General features: G+C 41.4%; 19 protein-coding genes. 14 read left to right on the forward strand and 5 right to left on the reverse strand.

What is annotated here, in order from left to right; all coding sequences use genetic code 11:
* Positions 1–21: 21 nt before the first annotated feature.
* Both E0409_RS00160 and E0409_RS00165 read right to left on the reverse strand, forming a co-directional pair.
* Positions 22–339 (reverse strand): hypothetical protein, encoded by a 318-nt coding sequence (locus tag E0409_RS00160; RefSeq protein WP_131286407.1) that lies wholly within the window; start codon positions 337–339, stop codon positions 22–24.
* Between the two features lie 9 nt (positions 340–348).
* Entirely contained in the window at positions 349–819 is a 471-nt protein-coding gene (locus tag E0409_RS00165) for an Lrp/AsnC family transcriptional regulator (RefSeq protein WP_131286409.1), read from the reverse strand.
* Between the two features lie 391 nt (positions 820–1210).
* On the opposite strand from E0409_RS00165, the gene E0409_RS00170 reads away from it, so the two are divergent.
* Entirely contained in the window at positions 1211–2704 is a 1494-nt protein-coding gene (locus tag E0409_RS00170; RefSeq protein WP_131286411.1) for a hypothetical protein, read from the forward strand.
* Positions 2705–2777: 73 nt separating this feature from the next.
* Here E0409_RS00170 and E0409_RS00175 read toward each other — a convergent pair whose 3' ends face one another.
* Complete coding sequence (locus E0409_RS00175; RefSeq protein WP_131286413.1) at positions 2778–3542, reverse strand: glutathione S-transferase family protein; 765 nt, start codon at positions 3540–3542, stop codon at positions 2778–2780.
* A gap of 381 nt (positions 3543–3923) precedes the next feature.
* On the opposite strand from E0409_RS00175, the gene E0409_RS00180 reads away from it, so the two are divergent.
* The 8 genes from E0409_RS00180 (at position 3924) to ychF (ending at position 12398) form a co-directional block, all read left to right on the forward strand.
* Entirely contained in the window at positions 3924–5126 is a 1203-nt protein-coding gene (locus tag E0409_RS00180; protein ID WP_131286415.1) for an SfnB family sulfur acquisition oxidoreductase, read from the forward strand.
* Between the two features lie 11 nt (positions 5127–5137).
* Positions 5138–6361 carry an SfnB family sulfur acquisition oxidoreductase gene (locus E0409_RS00185; protein ID WP_131286417.1) on the forward strand — a complete coding sequence of 408 codons (1224 nt, stop codon included), beginning with the start codon at positions 5138–5140 and terminating at the stop codon, positions 6359–6361.
* A complete protein-coding gene (locus E0409_RS00190) occupies positions 6361–7785 on the forward strand; it encodes an LLM class flavin-dependent oxidoreductase (RefSeq protein WP_131286419.1) in 1425 nt (474 codons plus the stop codon). Before E0409_RS00185 ends, E0409_RS00190 begins: the two co-directional genes overlap by 1 nt.
* 15 nt (positions 7786–7800) lie before the next feature.
* Positions 7801–8631 (forward strand): MetQ/NlpA family ABC transporter substrate-binding protein, encoded by an 831-nt coding sequence (locus E0409_RS00195; RefSeq protein ID WP_131286421.1) that lies wholly within the window; start codon positions 7801–7803, stop codon positions 8629–8631.
* Positions 8632–8635: 4 nt separating this feature from the next.
* Positions 8636–9472, forward strand: coding sequence for a MetQ/NlpA family ABC transporter substrate-binding protein (locus E0409_RS00200; RefSeq protein WP_131286422.1), 837 nt, complete (start codon positions 8636–8638; stop codon positions 9470–9472).
* An 11-nt stretch (positions 9473–9483) separates the two neighbouring features.
* Positions 9484–10554, forward strand: coding sequence for a methionine ABC transporter ATP-binding protein (locus E0409_RS00205; RefSeq protein WP_131286425.1), 1071 nt, complete (start codon positions 9484–9486; stop codon positions 10552–10554).
* Positions 10535–11194, forward strand: a complete 660-nt coding sequence (locus E0409_RS00210) for a methionine ABC transporter permease (RefSeq protein WP_131286427.1) — start codon at positions 10535–10537, stop codon at positions 11192–11194. The genes E0409_RS00205 and E0409_RS00210 overlap by 20 nt, the downstream gene beginning before the upstream one ends.
* A gap of 112 nt (positions 11195–11306) precedes the next feature.
* Entirely contained in the window at positions 11307–12398 is a 1092-nt protein-coding gene (ychF, locus tag E0409_RS00215) for a redox-regulated ATPase YchF (RefSeq protein ID WP_131286429.1), read from the forward strand.
* Between the two features lie 63 nt (positions 12399–12461).
* On the opposite strand, the gene E0409_RS00220 is transcribed toward ychF, so the two are convergent.
* A complete protein-coding gene (locus E0409_RS00220) occupies positions 12462–13001 on the reverse strand; it encodes an Mpo1 family 2-hydroxy fatty acid dioxygenase (RefSeq protein WP_131286431.1) in 540 nt (179 codons plus the stop codon).
* Between the two features lie 136 nt (positions 13002–13137).
* On the opposite strand from E0409_RS00220, the gene E0409_RS00225 reads away from it, so the two are divergent.
* On the forward strand, positions 13138–13800 hold the full coding sequence (locus tag E0409_RS00225; RefSeq protein ID WP_252151751.1) for a Crp/Fnr family transcriptional regulator: 663 nt from the start codon (positions 13138–13140) through the stop codon (positions 13798–13800).
* Positions 13781–14086 (forward strand): hypothetical protein, encoded by a 306-nt coding sequence (locus E0409_RS00230; RefSeq protein ID WP_131286435.1) that lies wholly within the window; start codon positions 13781–13783, stop codon positions 14084–14086. The genes E0409_RS00225 and E0409_RS00230 overlap by 20 nt, the downstream gene beginning before the upstream one ends.
* A 233-nt stretch (positions 14087–14319) precedes the next feature.
* Here the strand turns inward: E0409_RS00230 and E0409_RS00235 are convergent, their stop codons facing one another.
* Positions 14320–14802, reverse strand: coding sequence for a hypothetical protein (locus tag E0409_RS00235; RefSeq protein ID WP_131286437.1), 483 nt, complete (start codon positions 14800–14802; stop codon positions 14320–14322).
* 101 nt (positions 14803–14903) lie between these two features.
* Between E0409_RS00235 and E0409_RS00240 the strand changes: the two genes are divergently transcribed.
* From E0409_RS00240 to E0409_RS16645, 3 genes are all read left to right on the forward strand, one after another.
* Positions 14904–15659, forward strand: a complete 756-nt coding sequence (locus E0409_RS00240; RefSeq protein WP_131286439.1) for an AzlC family ABC transporter permease — start codon at positions 14904–14906, stop codon at positions 15657–15659.
* On the forward strand, positions 15649–15996 hold the full coding sequence (gene ygaH / locus E0409_RS00245) for an L-valine transporter subunit YgaH (protein ID WP_131286441.1): 348 nt from the start codon (positions 15649–15651) through the stop codon (positions 15994–15996). The genes E0409_RS00240 and ygaH overlap by 11 nt, the downstream gene beginning before the upstream one ends.
* 85 nt (positions 15997–16081) lie before the next feature.
* Positions 16082–16366, forward strand: coding sequence for a hypothetical protein (locus E0409_RS16645; protein ID WP_165541276.1), 285 nt, complete (start codon positions 16082–16084; stop codon positions 16364–16366).
* The last annotated feature ends 373 nt before the right edge of the window (positions 16367–16739 follow it).

Below are 16739 nucleotides of genomic sequence, written 5' to 3' on the forward strand. Positions count from 1 at the left end.
CGCACCGCATGGTGCGTTTTTTTATAGCTGCCCACCAATAGAAGTATGTAAAATCAACATTATTGGTAAGACTAAAATCATAAACCCAATCAGAATAAGCAACGCAGCCAATGCCCTTTTTAACCAAGCTTGAGATTTTTGCTCTTCCGTAAAAGCAGAACGAAGGCTAAACAGAAAAATGACATACTGCATCAGATATAAAAAGTAATCAAAATTTATCTCAGTCCATTTCCATACTGTTTTCAGCGCAATCAAATCGATAATTAGCCACAAAAATATACTGCCTGAGAAAACCAATAAAACTTTTATGGGCAAAGAGCTTTGATGATGTCTGAGCATTTAAGCTAATTAAACTTTATTAAGTAATCCACTACAATTAAACACATTATATTCTTTAATCACAAAGCTCGAATGCAGGGCCACTACATGTTCAATTTTTCCAATGCGCTTGAGCAGGATTTCACTATAATTTTCCATATCTCGCGCAACAACTTCGACAATAAAATCCGCCGATTGCCCCGTGACTAAAAATGCATTAATCACTTCCGGAATACTTTCTAATTCCTCAAGAAATTTGGCAAAAGTATCGCTGTCATGTTTGCTTAATGAGACTTGTAGCAATACATGCAAACTAAAGCCAAGTTTTTTATAATTCAATTCACGTTTAAGACCGCTAATAATATTTTGATCAATCAAATGTTTAATTCGTCTATGTACTGAACTGACAGACAAATTAACGCGCTCTGAAAGCTCATTTAAATTCACATCTTCCTGATTCAAAATTTCCAGGATTTGTTTATCGAAACGATCCAGTTCCATTTTTATACTCTTTCTCAATAATCAATAGATACGCAAAATATTGCGCTATCTAAGTTATACAATAATTAGTTATTTTCACAAAGTCTTAATATTCTGAAAATATTTTCCAAAAGTTTGCTCAATTTATAATTAATTTTTTGATTCATGTTGGGTTAGATGACCACTGGTCATTTAATTAGAAAAAATGACCAGTGGTAATTTTTATTAAATCTTTATTTTTAAATCATTTAAATTCAGGGCTAACTTTAAGATCGGGCTGAGCTGTTCGAGTATTCCCCATACCATGACCGCTCATCTTTTACATGTGTATAGAAATAGATTAGAAGATAAGTGCTCTACCAAAAATAAAAATAGCGCATTTTTAAAAATCATATATACACAAGGAATGGTCATGGCTTTTCAACTTCTAAGCTTGATAAAAACTAAAGTGAGTCCTGTCTTAACCACTGAAACGCAAACTAAAAGCTTATTAAGTGGTTTGCTCGGTGGAAGTACATCAGGCACCCTCACCAATCTTATTACTAATCTGACTGGCTCCATCACTCAACCTTCAGTTAGCTCATTATTAAATAACCTCCTCTCTGGAAGCACTCTGAGTACAACAAACCTCAGCACTTTATTGAGTCAGTTTTCTGGTTCGAATGCCTCAAGTTTAAATATTCAAAACCTGATCAACAGTTTGACTCAATCGAATGGTGGTAGTTTTAGTATTCCTCAAATTGCCAATTTATTGAGTGGCCTATTGGGCAGCAATACCAGCAACCTTGATCTTAAAGCGATTTCTCAACTGGTCAGCGGCTTGATCGGTGGCAATACCGGCAATATCGACATTGCTAAAATCACACAACTGGTCGGTGGTTTAATTGGTGGTTCAAGCAACATCAATATCGGTGCGATTGCGGGTCTGGTTAGTAACCTGATTAGTGGCAGTGGCAATATCGATATTGATATTGCTCAGCTGGTGGGTGGTCTCATTGGAGGTTCGAGCAATATCGACATCGGCGCGATTGCAGGTCTAATTGGCAACCTGATTGGTGGAAATGGCGATATTGATATCGCACAGATTACACAACTGGTGGGCAGCTTAGTCGGCGGTTCAGGTAACATCGATATTGGTGTCATTACCGACCTGGTCGGCAAACTGATTACTGGTAATGTTGATTTTGGTGATATTGCCTCTGACCTTACAGAAAACTTAATGCCGATATTGGCATCCATTAATCCAGAGGGTTCATCTGTAGATATGGTGCAATTGTCACAAGCTTTACCGACTGTAGTGGGTAGTGTGACGACCTTGGTGGCAACCTTGACCCAAGCAAATCAAGGCAATATTCCTGAAACCATTTCAGGCGCCATTAAAGGCATTAATCCTTTACTGAAATTATTGGCGGATAGTGGTGCAATTGATGCAAGCCAAGCAGAAACAGTGGATGCAATTTACGATGTATTGAAGGGGGTGAAAGTCATTATCGATACCATCAATGATCCTGACCTCAGCAATATTTCAGCTAGCCTGAATAATGTCATTGAAGCCCTGAAACCTGTGATTGCCCTGATTGATAGCAATGGTGAATTAGATGGATTACTTGCCAATGCCGACCTCCCTGATTTAAGTGGCCTACTGGGCGGCGACTTTAATCTGGATACGATTACAGATACGCTTGGACAGCTCGTTGGCGGTACCCCACCAACCTCCACTAACCTGTCTGATTTATTTCAAGGCAATAGCAATTTAGGTGATATCGATTTAAGCAACATTATCCCAGGGATCACGGACTCATTACTGCAACCTCTGACTAGCAGCACGTTACCAGGTTACGACGCAACAACGTTACCAACATCAACTCCAAGCTTAGAACTCGAGCAGCCGATCGTATTTGGCTAAGTCATTTTTGCGTAAAGGCATTTGGTTTGCATAAAAATACGCGCTTTAGAGCGCGTATTTTTATGCGTTCCTTTTAAACCCCACGCCAATCGACACGTGCATTACGTTCAGTTTGATATATGCGTAGCACATATTGGCCCAGCGGTAATGTCATTAAATGCTCTTTATATTGACGAAATTCTTCAGACAATATTTCAGCATGCTCTTTTTCCCACGGCGTACCGGGAATTTCCAAAAGTGGAGCAAGCATTGAACAGACCGCAATATCCGCCAACCCTAAACGTTCACCGACAAAATAACGTCCATGATTTTCAATGAGACGTCCATTCAGCACCTCAATTAAATCATCCATTCGCTGTTTAGACTCAGCCACTTTACCTGCATTCAGCTGATAGCCTTTAGACAGCAATGCTCTGATAATTGGTTTTGAATATTTTTCAAACTGGCGTAAATAACCTTTTTCACCAATCAGAATATCTAGTGATTCTTCACTTTCTGTCAAAGTATGCGCCAAACCCCAGCGACGTACATGTCTGCCCAATTCTGTCGCTTGATCATTAATTTCTAGAGCTAACTCACGTTGCTGTAAATCAGAACGCAGTAAAGCGTGCTCAGGATAGACTTTATCCAAATACAAGGCAATTTCAGTCGAATCCGCAATCCAGCGGTCTTGGTCACGTAAAATGGGTAAGCGGTTTTGTCCGGTTTTTAATTGTGCAAATGCACGATGCACACCTGGGATCAGATTATGAGCCACATAATCCAATTCTTTATGATCGAGCAACCAGCGCGCTTTCTCACAAAAATGAGACAAAGGAAACTGGTATAAAGTTCGCATAAAATCTCCGCAGTTATTTTTTATTTCTGGCTATAAAGATAACCATCAACCTTAGTCGGATACTTTAGTCACCCTGCCTTAGAAATACAATGGACTTTTTATTCAAAAATCTGGGTACAGAGTCCACTGCCAGATTATTTATTTTTATACATTTTTTTGTCTTGATTATCTTTAAAGCAGATAAACCCATAGATTAAAATTCAAATACAAACACAGATAAAATTAAATTATGTGGATTTTTAAACACTTAACATATTCAAATTTATAAAAAATCTAGCAGTTTTTATCTTAAAGACGATTTTTCATAAGCTTTGCAAAAGCAATTGCTTAATTTTGAATCCAATTACTTGTAGCGTTTTGATATCTATTTAAGGTGTCGTTATGTCTCATTTAATTTCTGACAATGTTCATGTGGTTAAAAATGACCAGGATGCGATTAATGCAGCGTACCAAGTTGCAGATTTTGCTTTGGAAGGTCGTAATGAACGTGATCAAAAACGTCAATTACCGTTTGCTGAAATTGATTTATTCAGTCAAAAAGGCTTAGGCGGAATTCGAATTCCAAAACACTTTGGCGGTGCCTTTGTGTCCAATAAAACCTTGGCACATGTTTTTCGCATTTTAAATAAAGCAGATTCAAGTGTTGGACAAATTCCGCAAAATCAAATCGCCCTGCTCAACATGATTAACATCATGGGTACAGAACCACAAAAGACCTTTATTTTTAATGAAATTTTACAAGGCAAACGCTTAGCCAATGGCGGCCCGGAACGTCATACCAAAGACACCAAAACATTAAATACACGTTTAACGATTGAAGATGGTCATTATTTTTTAGAGGGCGAAAAGTTTTATTCTACCGGCAGCAGTTTTGCCCACTGGCTCGCGATTAAAGCCATTCATCCTGAAGGTCATGTGGTTTTGGTGGTGGTCAACCATCAAGTGGCTGGTGTTGAAGTCATTGATAACTGGAATGGTTTTGGTCAGCGCACCACATCAAGCGGCACCGTTAAACTCCATCATGTTGAAGTTGACCCATTTTTAATTTTTGATGAGCGCCTACTCGGCAATGCGCCAAACTATCGGGGTGCATACTCACAGCTGATGCAAGTTGCAATTGATGTCGGTATTGCAGAAGCGGCTTTTGCCGACACGCTAAGTGCAGTACAGAAAGCACGTCCAATTGTTGATGCCAATGTCGAAAAAGCCAGTTTTGAACATTACACCCTGCAAGAAGTCGGTAAATCTTCAGTGCTGCTCGATGCTGCCATCTTGTTACTGGATGAAGCGGCTGAGTATTTAGATAAACTGGATCAACTCGATGCCGTAACGGATGAACAAGCGGCTAAAGCCTCGGTTCTTGTGGCTGAAGCAAAAATCTATGCCAATGATGCAGCGCTGCACATTTCTGAAAAACTACTCGAACTTGGTGGTAGCCGTTCCAGTCTGAGTCAGCACAATCTGGATCAACACTGGCGCAATGCCCGTGTGCATACCTTACATGACCCAGTGCGTTGGAAATTGCATGCGCTTGGGGATTATTACCTGAATCATAAACTCCCTGCCCGCCACGCCTGGATTTAAGGATACAGCTCATGACTTCATATCAAAATATTATTCCATTTAACGCCGAGCAGCTGGCACATGCACACATTATTCAGTCTGATGCTGAGGCACTGGAAATTGCACACGCGTTAGCAGAACAGTTTAAAACCAATGCCGTGCAACGTGATGCTGAACGTCTCCTGCCCTTTGAAGAAATTGAGGCATACAGCCAATCCGGCTTATGGGCGATTACCGTCCCAAAACAGTATGGTGGTGCAGAAGTATCCAGTTATACCGTAGCTCAAGTCATCGCCTTAATGAGTGGTGTCGATGGTTCAATTGGCCAGATTCCGCAAAATCATTTTTATGGACTGGAAATTTTACGCAATACCGGCACAGAACAACAAAAGCAGAAACTGTATGCCGAAGTTTTAAAAGGTGCTCGCTTTGGTAATGCTTTGGCAGAATTTAAAACCAAGAATGCAGCACAAAAGCAAACCGCCATTAGCTCCACTGAACACGGTTTCTTGGTCAATGGTGAAAAATTTTATTGCACTGGCAGTTTATTTGCACATCGCATCCCAACTTTGGTGAAAGACGAACATGGCCGTGAATTTTTAGCTTTTATTCCTCGTGAAAGTGCTGGCTTAGAATTAGTCGATGACTGGTCTGGTTTTGGACAACGCACCACCGGCAGCGGCACCGTTAAATTTAATAACGTTTTTGTAGAAGCGGAAGATGTTATTCCATTTGATACTGCCTATTCACAACCGACCATTTCCGGCCCATTTGCACAAATTATGCATGCTTCTATTGAAACCGGAATTGCCCGTGCTGCATTTGAAGAAACCCTAAATCGTGTGCGTCAAGCGCGTACATGGATTGATTCAGGTGTCGACAAAGCCACTGATGATCCGCTCACCCTCTTTGAATTGGGTCGTATTGTTGCCGATGTGCGTGCCTCTGAAGTATTACTGAAACAGGCAGCGCGTTCTATTGATGCAGCCAAACCTGCACCTACAGCAGAAAATATTGCCAAAGCCTCAATCGATGTCGCAAAGGTGCGTGCACACAGTACTGAAACAGCCTTGAAAGCATCGTCTAAACTAATTGAACTTGCAGGCAGTCGTGGCAGTCAACGGGAAGATGGTCTGGACCGGTTCTGGCGCAATGCCCGCGTACATACCCTGCATGATGCGGCGCGATGGAAATACTATTTCATTGCCAATCATGTGTTAAACGGTGTATTGCCACCACGTCGGGGGACATTGTAATGACAACAACCTCAACGCCAAATACAGCAAAGAAAATCCTGCTCAATGCCTTTGATATGAACTGTGTCGGTCATATCAACCACGGTTTATGGACCCATCCACGTGATGAGTCACATCGTTTTAATGAACTTAGCTACTGGACGGATTTGGCGAAAACCCTAGAACAAGGTCTGTTTGATGGTTTATTCATTGCCGACATTACCGGGGTTTATGATGTCTATCAAAATGATATTGACCTGACTTTAAAAGAATCAATTCAGCTGCCAAGCCATGATCCGACCACCTTGGTTTCAGCGATGGCTGCCGTGACACAAAATCTAGGCTTTGGAATTACGGTGAACTTAAGCTATGAATCGCCTTATCAGTTTGCACGTCGTTTTGCCAGTCTGGATCATCTCACTCATGGCCGTATCGGCTGGAATATTGTCACGGGTTACTTAGATAGTGCCCAACGCCTGATTGGTGAAAAAGGCTTAAAAGACCATGATTTGCGTTATGAGCAAGCCGAAGAGTTTTTACAGCTTTGCTATAAGTTCTGGGAAGGTTCCTGGGAAAACGACGCCATCTTAAAAGACAAGCAGAATCGTATTTTTACCGATCCAGCCAAAGTGCATCCAGTTCAGCATGATGGTCAGTTTTACCAAAGTCAGGGTGTATTTCAGGTTTCACCTTCTATTCAACGTACCCCTGTTTTATTCCAGGCCGGTGCCTCGCCGCGTGGTTTAGCTTTTGCGACTCAGCATGCAGAAGGTATGTTCATTGGGGGCGATCAACCTGAAAAAATCAAAAAACAGGTGGATCAAATTCGTCAGCAAGCCACAAATCAAGGACGTGATCCTGAAGCGATTAAAATCTTTGTTGGCATTACCGTGGTGACTGCTAAAACTGATGAACTGGCGCAGCAAAAACTGGATGAATATATTGCTTATGCCAGTCCTGAAGCGGGTCTTGCTCACTTCTCCAGTTCAGTCGGTATTGATCTGTCTAAATTTGCCGATGACGAAGCCATTCCCTATCAGAAAACCAACAGCATTGCTTCAGTGAACAATAAGTTTAAAGAACAGAAAATCACTAAAAATGATTTAAAAGCACAGCATGTTCTGGGTGGACGTTATCCCCTGATTGTTGGCAGTGGCGCAACCGTGGCAGAAAAACTGATTCAACTGATAGATGAAACAGGCATTGATGGATTTAACCTGACCCGCACCGTTTCCCCTGAATCGCACCATGATTTTGTTCGATTGGTCATTCCTGAATTACAACAACGCGGTCGTTATAAAACCGCATATAAACACGGTAGTTTAAGACACAAACTATTTAATCAAGGCGACCGACTGTCTGCTTCTCATCCTGTTCAGCAATTTCGATGTCAAAGCTCCGCCTCAACTTCGAATTCCAACTTAAAGCAAAAACAATCCGCATAAATTTTGAGGTGTAACATGGCACAAACAGCAAAAACTAAACTAACCATTATTGGGGTAATTATTGCCGCCGTGATTATTGGACTGGCGGTCTGGAATCAACAAAACAAAGCCGGTTCGGATGAACTGGTGATTGGCATTAGTCCATCCTTTGCCAAGCCTTTACAGGTGGCAGCTACCGAGGCCAAGCAGCAAGGCCTAAATGTCAAACTGGTGGAATTTTCTGACTGGAATACACCCAATATCACATTAAACCATGGCGATATTGATGCCAACTTCTTCCAGCACCAGCCTTTTTTGGATAATGCGAAAAAAGAAACCGACTTTAAGATCAAAGCCTTTGCCAAAGGTGCAGCAACACATGTGGGTTTGTATTCCAAGAAAATCAAAAGCTTTGATGAGTTAAAAGATGGCGCTAAAGTCGTGATTCCAAACGATCCAGTGAATCAAGGCCGTGCTCTACTGCTTTTACAACAGGCAAAACTGATCACCCTTAAAGATCCGGAAAACTACTTATCTAGTCTGAAAGACATCGTGACCAATCCTAAAAAATTACAGTTTATCGAAGTGGAAGGCCCACAAACCGCACGTGCTATTGATGATGTCGATCTGGCGTTTGGCTACCCACATTACTTACGTTTGGCGAAAACGGCTGATCCGGAACAAGCCCTATTATTTGACTCTAACACCGACATCCGTTATGCCATTCTGTTTGCGGTACGTGATGATTACCAAGATAAAAATGACAAGCTGAAAAAGTTTGTCGAGATTTATCAGAACTCGCCAAAAGTGAAACAGGCTTTAGATGCCGATTTTGGTGCCAAACTCTGGTTCCCAGGCTGGAAATAAGATCATGTCAAATACAGTTAAAAACAATACCAAACTTTGGGTTATTACAGCAGTGGTGATTGCGCTTGTGGTCGGGCTGACAGGCTATCGCTGGATCAACAGCAACAAACACAGCGATACACTGAAAATTGGTATTAGCCCACCCTATGCCGAACTTTTAAAAAGTGTGGCTGACGAAGTCAAAGCCCAAGGCATTAATGTCGAACTGATCGAGTTTTCAGACTGGCAAGCCCCCAATGTGGCAGTTCAAAACGGTGATATCGATGCCAACTTTTTTCAGCAGAGTGTATTCCTGGCCAATGCCGTGCGTGAAACAGGTTATAGCCTACATGCCTTTGGTAAAGGTTCTGGCAGTCATGTCGGCTTATATTCCAAAAAATATCAGTCCCTTGATCAAATTCCAAATCAGGCCAAAGTCGTTGTACCGAATGATCCGGTGAACTTATCCCGTGGCTTGACGCTATTGGCTCGTGCAGGTTTGCTCTCTGTAAAAGATGTCAATAATGAATTGACTACATTGCAGGACATCACCAGCAACCCGAAGCAACTCAAGTTAATTGAAGTTGAAGGTCCACAAACAGCGCATGCCTATAACGAAGCTGACCTGATTATGGGCTTCCCCCATTATTTAAAAATGGCAAAAGTCGCTGATCCAAATTCAGCCCTGTTTATTGACCCAGTGGATAAAAAATACGCCATTTTATTTGTGACGCGTAAAGACTACCCAGATCACGATAAAAAACTCGAAACCTTTGTCAAAGCTTTCCAGAACTCCGCAGAAGTAAAAACAATTTTAGACCGGGATTTTGGAACGGGCATGTGGTTTAAAGGCTGGAAATAAGGAAAACAACCATGGTGAGTTTTGGTTCACAAATCGATTTTTCAGTGCCGCATATTCAAATCCGGCACTTGAATAAATTTTATGATGTACAGGACAAACAGGTGCATGCCTTAAAGAATATTAATCTCGATATTCCACCAGGCAAGATTCTGGGCATTATTGGTAAAAGTGGTGCAGGTAAATCCTCACTGCTGCGTACCCTCAATGGATTGGAACAGACCAATGAAGGCAGTATCCATATCCATCAACAGGAAATAGCCACCTTAAATCATCAGGATTTAATTCAGTTGCGCCAAAAAATTGGCATGATTTTCCAGCATTTTAATTTAATGTCCGCCAAAACGGTGTGGGAAAATGTCGCCTTGCCGCTCAAAGTCGCGAATTATCAAAAAGATGAGATTGGCGCTCGTGTCAACGAGGTCCTGCAACTGGTCGGACTCAGCGATAAGGCACAACATTATCCATCACAGCTTTCTGGTGGGCAAAAGCAACGTGTCGGTATTGCCCGTGCTTTGGTCAGCCATCCTGAAATTTTACTCTGCGATGAAGCGACTTCTGCACTGGATCCTGAAAGTACCTCGGTGGTGCTTTCTCTGCTCAAACAAATCAATCAGAAACTAGGGATTACCATCGTGCTGATTACCCATGAAATGCAGGTGATCCGTGAAATTTGCGATCAGGTGGTGGTGATTGAGAAAGGCGAAATCGTGGAATCCGGGCAAGTCTGGTCAGTGTTTTCCAATCCTGAACAACCGATTACCCAAGAGCTACTCAATCTGGAACAACTGGATTTACCCTTTGCGGTTTATCCTGAAAAGGACAATGCGGTTTCACATACAATTTTAAAACTGAAATATGCCAGTGAAGCCAGACACTCTCCTGACCTTGCACAAATTTTAAATCGCTTTGGGCATTCGGTACATCTGTATCAAAGTCACATCGATACCATTCAAAATCATTTGGTCGGCACGTTAATTGTTGGTGTAGCTAATCTAGATATTGATCTCCAGCAACTCACGCAACAATTAAAAAACCAGATTGCGCATCTAGAGGTATTGGGCTATGCACGACCAACTCATTGATCTGTTAATTACCGGCACTATCGATACTTTATTAATGGTCGGGGTTTCGGCATTTTTTGCCTTGCTGATTGGTCTGCCGATGGCCGTGATTTTGGTCAATACTTCGGAACACGGTATTTATCCTTCGAAAAGCATTAATCAGTCTTTAGGCTGGATTGTTAATATCACCCGCTCAATTCCCTTTCTGATTTTAATGGTTGCTCTTATTCCATTAACCCGTCTCATCGTTGGTACCAGTTATGGGGTATGGGCTGCTGTAGTTCCCTTGACCTTAGCTGCAACCCCCTTCTTTGCGCGTATTGCTGAAGTCAGTTTGCGTGAAGTTGATCAAGGCCTGATTGAAGCCGCACAAGCCATCGGCTGTAACCGCAAACAGATTGTTTGGCATGTGCTTCTACCCGAAGCGCTCCCCGGTATTGTGGCAGGATTTACCGTGACTTTAGTCACCATGATCAACTCATCTGCGATTGCCGGTGCCATTGGTGCCGGAGGTTTGGGGGATATTGCCTACCGTTATGGTTATCAGCGTTTTGATATGCAAATCATGTTGGCCGTTATTGTGGTGCTGATTGTTTTAGTCATGCTCATTCAAGCAACGGGCGATACCCTGGCCAACCAACTCGACAAACGTAAAATTTAAAGGATATACATTTCAGTTGTTTTCAATAAACATGAAAGCCATGACCTGACTTTGTGATGGCTTTCATGTAAAATCAGCCACAATTTTTAAAGTATACTTTGTGAGTCATTTCATGGGTTTTAATTGCGGTATTGTCGGCTTGCCGAACGTTGGTAAATCTACACTTTTCAATGCATTGACTAAAGCTGCGATTGCTGCAGAAAACTTCCCGTTCTGTACCATTGAGCCAAACACCGGTATCGTTCCTGTACCTGACCTACGCATGGACAAACTTGCGGAAATCGTTAAACCACAACGTGTTATTCCAACTGCAATGGAATTTGTTGATATTGCAGGTTTAGTTGCGGGCGCATCTAAAGGTGAAGGCTTGGGCAACCAGTTCCTTGCCAACATCCGTGAAACCGATGCAATTGCACACGTGGTTCGTTGTTTTGAAGATGAAAACGTGATTCACGTAAATGGTAAAATTGACCCGCTAGATGACATCGCGACCATCAATACAGAACTTGCACTGGCTGACCTTGAAGCAGTGGCGAAAGCCATTACCCGTTTAGCAAAATCTGCAAAAAGTGGCGACAAAGAAGCGATTGCCGTTAAAGCAATTTTAGAAAAAATCCAACCATTGCTTGATGAAGGTAAACCTGCTCGCGCAGCTGACCTGGATGATGAAGAACGTAAACTGGTGCGTGGTTTTGGTTTAATGACTTTAAAACCAACCATGTACATCGCCAACGTTGCTGAAGATGGTTTTGAAAACAATCCACATTTAGATGCAGTTAAAAAATTAGCTGCTGAAGAAAATGCGATTGTGGTTCCACTTTGCAACCAGATTGAAGCAGAAATTTCTTTGCTTGAAGATGAAGACCGTGCTGAATTCCTTGAAGCCATGGGTATGGAAGAACCAGGTCTTAACGTGGTAATCCGTGCAGGTTATTCACTTCTAGGTTTACAAACTTACTTCACCGCAGGTGTACAAGAAGTTCGTGCATGGACGGTTAAAGTGGGCGCAACTGCACCTCAAGCGGCTGGTGTGATTCACACTGACTTCGAAAAAGGCTTCATCCGTGCTGAATGTATCGCGTATGACGATTTCGTCCAATACAACGGCGAAGCGGGCGCGAAAGAAGCGGGTAAATGGCGTTTAGAAGGTAAAACATACATCGTTCAAGATGGTGATGTTTTACACTTCCGTTTTAATGTTTAATCATTAAAACGAAAAAAGCCCCGACGCATTCGGGGCTTTTTTTATGGCTATGCAATGATTCAATTAATGTGAGGTCGCAGAAATATGTTTGTTATCCATTTCAGCGCGTAACACACGAGCATGTTCGAGCATACGTTGCTCCAGGTCTTTACGAAAACCGAGCAGGAACACCATTTCCGCCAAAACAAATAATGGACCGATGGCTAAACCAATAATGTCATCCATAAATGCCGGTTTTTTCTTTTCATAAAAGTGTCCCACAAACTGAAATACCCACCCAACCACGAAGATGCCAATACTTAAGCTTAACCAAGCGGTAAGTTGCAGATTGGCAATTTTCAAAGCCAAGGGATAGGCCGTGACCAGAACGATCAACATAATCAAAGCAAAAATTCGATCGAGGCTAAAATAGTAAATACTGGTGACTACAATAATCACAAAGGCTAAGTTCAGCTCTATTCCTGACAGCATCAAACCTGCTCTTGCAGTTAAACAAAGAATAGCAAAGACAATTAAAGGAATACCGACAAAATGCGTCAAAATGTTTTTGTGGTCTAAATGATAGGCGGCATACTGGCTGAGCAGCTGTTCTAATTTGGTCATGTTATTCTTCCTTGTTACACTCATTCTTCCACTATATAAAAAAACTCAAGGCGAAGTTGTCGGCTAAATGACAACTCGCATTAAAAAAGGAATTGAAGTGCTCGCGCCCATTTATATAGCTCATTTAGAAAATAACATGTGGTTTTCACAATTGCCTTCACTGTTCAAGGAATTCATTGTGAGCCATGCGGTGCAACAGCATTTTACTAAGGAACAAGCTATCTTTCATTCAGGTGACCCATTCAATGGGATCTATGCCGTTTTAGAGGGTGCTGTTCGCTTAGGCTATATTGATATTGCAGGCAAAGAATCCGTAGCGGCGATTGTGGAACCGATTATGTGGTTTGGTGAAATTTCACTGGTCGATGCCCAACCTCGCTCGCACGATGCCATCGCCATTCAAAAAAGTCTGATCTTGCATATCCCAAGTCCAGCCATGCAAAAGCTGCTCGCAGCACATCCTGTTTTTTGGTATCACATTGCGCAATTGACCAGCCAAAAATTACGTTTTGCTTTTTTAGAACTGATTTCGATTCAGACTCAAAGCATGACCCAGCGTTTAGCACAACGCTTAATGTTCATCTTAAATGGCTATGGCAATCATTTGATGATTGAAACAAATACCATTCATTTATCACAAGAACAATTGGCGCAAATGCTGACCTGTTCCAGACAAACCGTCAACCAGGAACTGCAAGCCTTAGAAAAGCTGAATATTTTGCGGCTTTCTTTCAAGAAAATTGAAATTTTAGATCTGGCAGAATTGCATCGAATCGCACATGCATTTCCCAGCCTTTGAATTAAAAATAAGAAACATTCAATCAAGCTATTCAGATCATGCTATTGCAGTATTTATCTTATTCAGACCTCATCGGGCCTATATTGGATTGCACTCATTATTCTTATATATCCATTACGAACGTAATTGGCAAACATTTACCTCATCAAAACCATTGCTGCATGGTGCAACTTCATTTTCGCTTTCTGATATAGATTGGATTGACTGTAATTGTTCTGCTGCAATTGTCACACTACTACAAACACTTAAAGCCGCCACCATAATTATTGATAAAAACACTTTATGAAACACTTTTTTTACCCCCTACCCATTCAATATATCGAAGTTATTTAGATTTTTATTAAAAAAATAACAAAATTAATGCTATTTATTATACATATATTATCAATTAATGATAATTCTATATATTTATCAATTTATCGTTTTACCCTCTTACTCATTCTTTTTAACTATAAGTAGGAATAAACTTCCAAAAATTAAGATGAAATAAAACGAGGCTTTTGCCTCGTTTTATTTAAGTTAAACCCCTTTCTTTTTCGGGTCAGTATTTCCAAGCGCAGGATGATCAATTGCATCCTTGCACTGTGCTTTATCTCGTTCGTAATCTGCCTGCTTTTGTGCAACCGAACTCGATTGATCAATGCTTTCACGCGCCCAGATTTCCAGACTGGTCAATGCTTTACGACAGAGTGCGTATTTGCCTTCTGTCACCGAATCGGTCATTTTGACATTAATGCGCCAATCGGTGCTTAACTTGCGGGCAGGTTTACGGACCTGTTCTTCAAGCACATCCAGTCGTTTTGCATATACCAAGCCATCAACTTGATTCATGAATTTCCAGGCTTCATTGGCATACGTGGTCGCATCATTGCTGAGCTTTGGTGCAGCCTTAATTTCAACTTTCTGCTCGGGTTCTTCAGATGAGTTACCACAAGCCTGCAATGCAAACATACTGCACAGTACAGAAATCATCACTATTGCACGTGATTTGGACGCAAACATATCGGCTGCCTATACAAACATTTCGGCACTATGCTAGTGAATTCGGGTAGAATACTCAATCACCATTTTACCCTCATTGTCTAACTCTCCTTAGGTGTGTCGTGTCTGAGCACAAACTCCCTCCAGTACAAGCTGCTGGCTTTTGGCAAGGCGCTAAAGATAGTCAAGCCATTATTTTTACTTATCTTCCCGTTTCTTTTGCTTTCGGTGTTTCTGCGACACAATTTGGCTTTACCCCTTGGGAAGCCCTGTTTTTATCCTGCTCCATGTATGCCGGCGCTAGTCAATTTTTAGTGGTGGCTTTACTCGGTAGTGGGACATCCATCTGGATGACAGCGCTCACCGTGATTGCTTTAGACATTCGTCATCTACTCTATGGTCCCGCGCTGCAAAACCTGATTCAAGATAAATTAAACTTAAAAAAGACTGCAGTTTGGGCTTGGGGTCTGACCGATGAAGTATTTGCTTCCGGGATGATTAAACTGTCGCAACGTCGTCAGGAATGGTCAGAGTCCTGGATGTTGGGTGTCAGCCTATTTAGCTGGATATCCTGGGCTTTAGGTTCGTTCTTGGGTGGCTTATTTGCAGATCAGGTCAGCAATTTACCGCAATTCTTACAAGCCGCACTGGATTTCCTGCTTCCTGCACTGTTCTTAAGTTTCTTACTTGCCGCCTTTGAAAAGAAACACACTTTTATTGTCGCTGTTTGTTTAATAGTTTCAGCGATCGCCTGCTATTTCATTAATTTATCGGCTGCGATTTTCATTGGGATTTTATCCGGTATTTTGGCCGGCTTATTTAAGCACTATGTTTTAAAACAACACGATGATGAATTTGGAGAAGCACATGAATCTTGAAATTATTCTCGTTGGCATCATCGTGGGAATTGCTAATTTTGCATCACGTTTTGGTCCCTTTTATGTGATTCAAAAGCATCAGCAGAACTCGCAAAAGCGTGGCTCGGTCTGGATCAAAATCGCTTTAGGCAGTATCGGCATTGCCGCGATTAGTTCCATGCTGGTCGTTGCCACTCTTCCTCCACTGATGGAAACACCGAATAAAAGCTTTGCCATGCTGGTGGGTTTTTTAACCTTAGCCGGACTATATTTCAAATTTAAGCAAATCGTGCCTGCAACCTTAACAGCAGCCGTGACATATGGGTTGATTTATACCTATCTGCCCTTTCATTTTTAAAAATTATCTTAAGATGAACAAAGGCTTATGTTAGATTAAAAACATAAGCTTGTTTAATAAATACAAAAAATAAGGAAATTTCAGCGTGTTTGAACCCAAACAGGTTATAGAAGGGAAAATCTTTATTCATCAACGGCGAGATGAATTGCTGCATGTAGCAAGTAAGCGTTATCTGCCTGGCTGTTATTTTGAATGTTTTATAGGTGCTAAAAATTTTACAGGGCATTTTGTTGAAGTACACTGCCAACCTGCCGATGAAGTCCATGTCATTTATATGCAGAAAAATAGCAAAAATAAAATCATTGCCTTATTCAATCAAACTCAGCAGGTGATCCATTTACATCCAATGAATCTAATATTTAGTACATAGGAGTTTGCAACATCGCCTGTTGCCCAATATTTTAAAATTATTTAGTCTTTTATTCATTCTGATTTTTGGCCTATTTGCTCTTGCAGCCTTTTCAGTCGATCAGTTTCTTTTGAACAAGGTTATATCGGATACATTGATATTTACATTGATAGGATTCGTACTGTTTACCGTTGGTTTTGTACTCCCAATTGGCTTGCCTTATATGTATATACGGCTTTATCGAACATTGAAGCTTTTAAAGATGTTAGATTTAACTATGGATCAAATACTGCGAATGGAAAAAATGAATCCTCAGAACGGTATTTATCATTTGCTAACCCAATCTGAATAGTTTGTAAATGTTGCCCCATCGACAGATTAAACGCCTAAACAC

It is taken from the genome of Acinetobacter sp. ANC 4862 (assembly GCF_004336635.1).
Taxonomy (GTDB): domain Bacteria; phylum Pseudomonadota; class Gammaproteobacteria; order Pseudomonadales; family Moraxellaceae; genus Acinetobacter.

Coding starts and splice junctions, on each gene's coding strand:
- E0409_RS00200 (WP_131286422.1), top strand. CDS start 8,636: ATGTCAAATACAGTTAAAAACAATACCAAACTTTGGGTTATTACAGCA.
- ychF (WP_131286429.1), top strand. CDS start 11,307: ATGGGTTTTAATTGCGGTATTGTCGGCTTGCCGAACGTTGGTAAATCT.
- E0409_RS00160 (WP_131286407.1), bottom strand. CDS start 339: ATGCTCAGACATCATCAAAGCTCTTTGCCCATAAAAGTTTTATTGGTT.
- E0409_RS00195 (WP_131286421.1), top strand. CDS start 7,801: ATGGCACAAACAGCAAAAACTAAACTAACCATTATTGGGGTAATTATT.
- E0409_RS00185 (WP_131286417.1), top strand. CDS start 5,138: ATGACTTCATATCAAAATATTATTCCATTTAACGCCGAGCAGCTGGCA.
- E0409_RS00165 (WP_131286409.1), bottom strand. CDS start 819: ATGGAACTGGATCGTTTCGATAAACAAATCCTGGAAATTTTGAATCAG.
- E0409_RS00220 (WP_131286431.1), bottom strand. CDS start 13,001: ATGACCAAATTAGAACAGCTGCTCAGCCAGTATGCCGCCTATCATTTA.
- E0409_RS00180 (WP_131286415.1), top strand. CDS start 3,924: ATGTCTCATTTAATTTCTGACAATGTTCATGTGGTTAAAAATGACCAG.
- E0409_RS00175 (WP_131286413.1), bottom strand. CDS start 3,542: ATGCGAACTTTATACCAGTTTCCTTTGTCTCATTTTTGTGAGAAAGCG.
- E0409_RS00225 (WP_252151751.1), top strand. CDS start 13,138: ATGTGGTTTTCACAATTGCCTTCACTGTTCAAGGAATTCATTGTGAGC.
- E0409_RS00205 (WP_131286425.1), top strand. CDS start 9,484: ATGGTGAGTTTTGGTTCACAAATCGATTTTTCAGTGCCGCATATTCAA.
- ygaH (WP_131286441.1), top strand. CDS start 15,649: ATGAATCTTGAAATTATTCTCGTTGGCATCATCGTGGGAATTGCTAAT.
- E0409_RS00190 (WP_131286419.1), top strand. CDS start 6,361: ATGACAACAACCTCAACGCCAAATACAGCAAAGAAAATCCTGCTCAAT.
- E0409_RS00170 (WP_131286411.1), top strand. CDS start 1,211: ATGGCTTTTCAACTTCTAAGCTTGATAAAAACTAAAGTGAGTCCTGTC.
- E0409_RS00210 (WP_131286427.1), top strand. CDS start 10,535: ATGCACGACCAACTCATTGATCTGTTAATTACCGGCACTATCGATACT.
- E0409_RS00235 (WP_131286437.1), bottom strand. CDS start 14,802: ATGTTTGCGTCCAAATCACGTGCAATAGTGATGATTTCTGTACTGTGC.
- E0409_RS00230 (WP_131286435.1), top strand. CDS start 13,781: ATGCATTTCCCAGCCTTTGAATTAAAAATAAGAAACATTCAATCAAGC.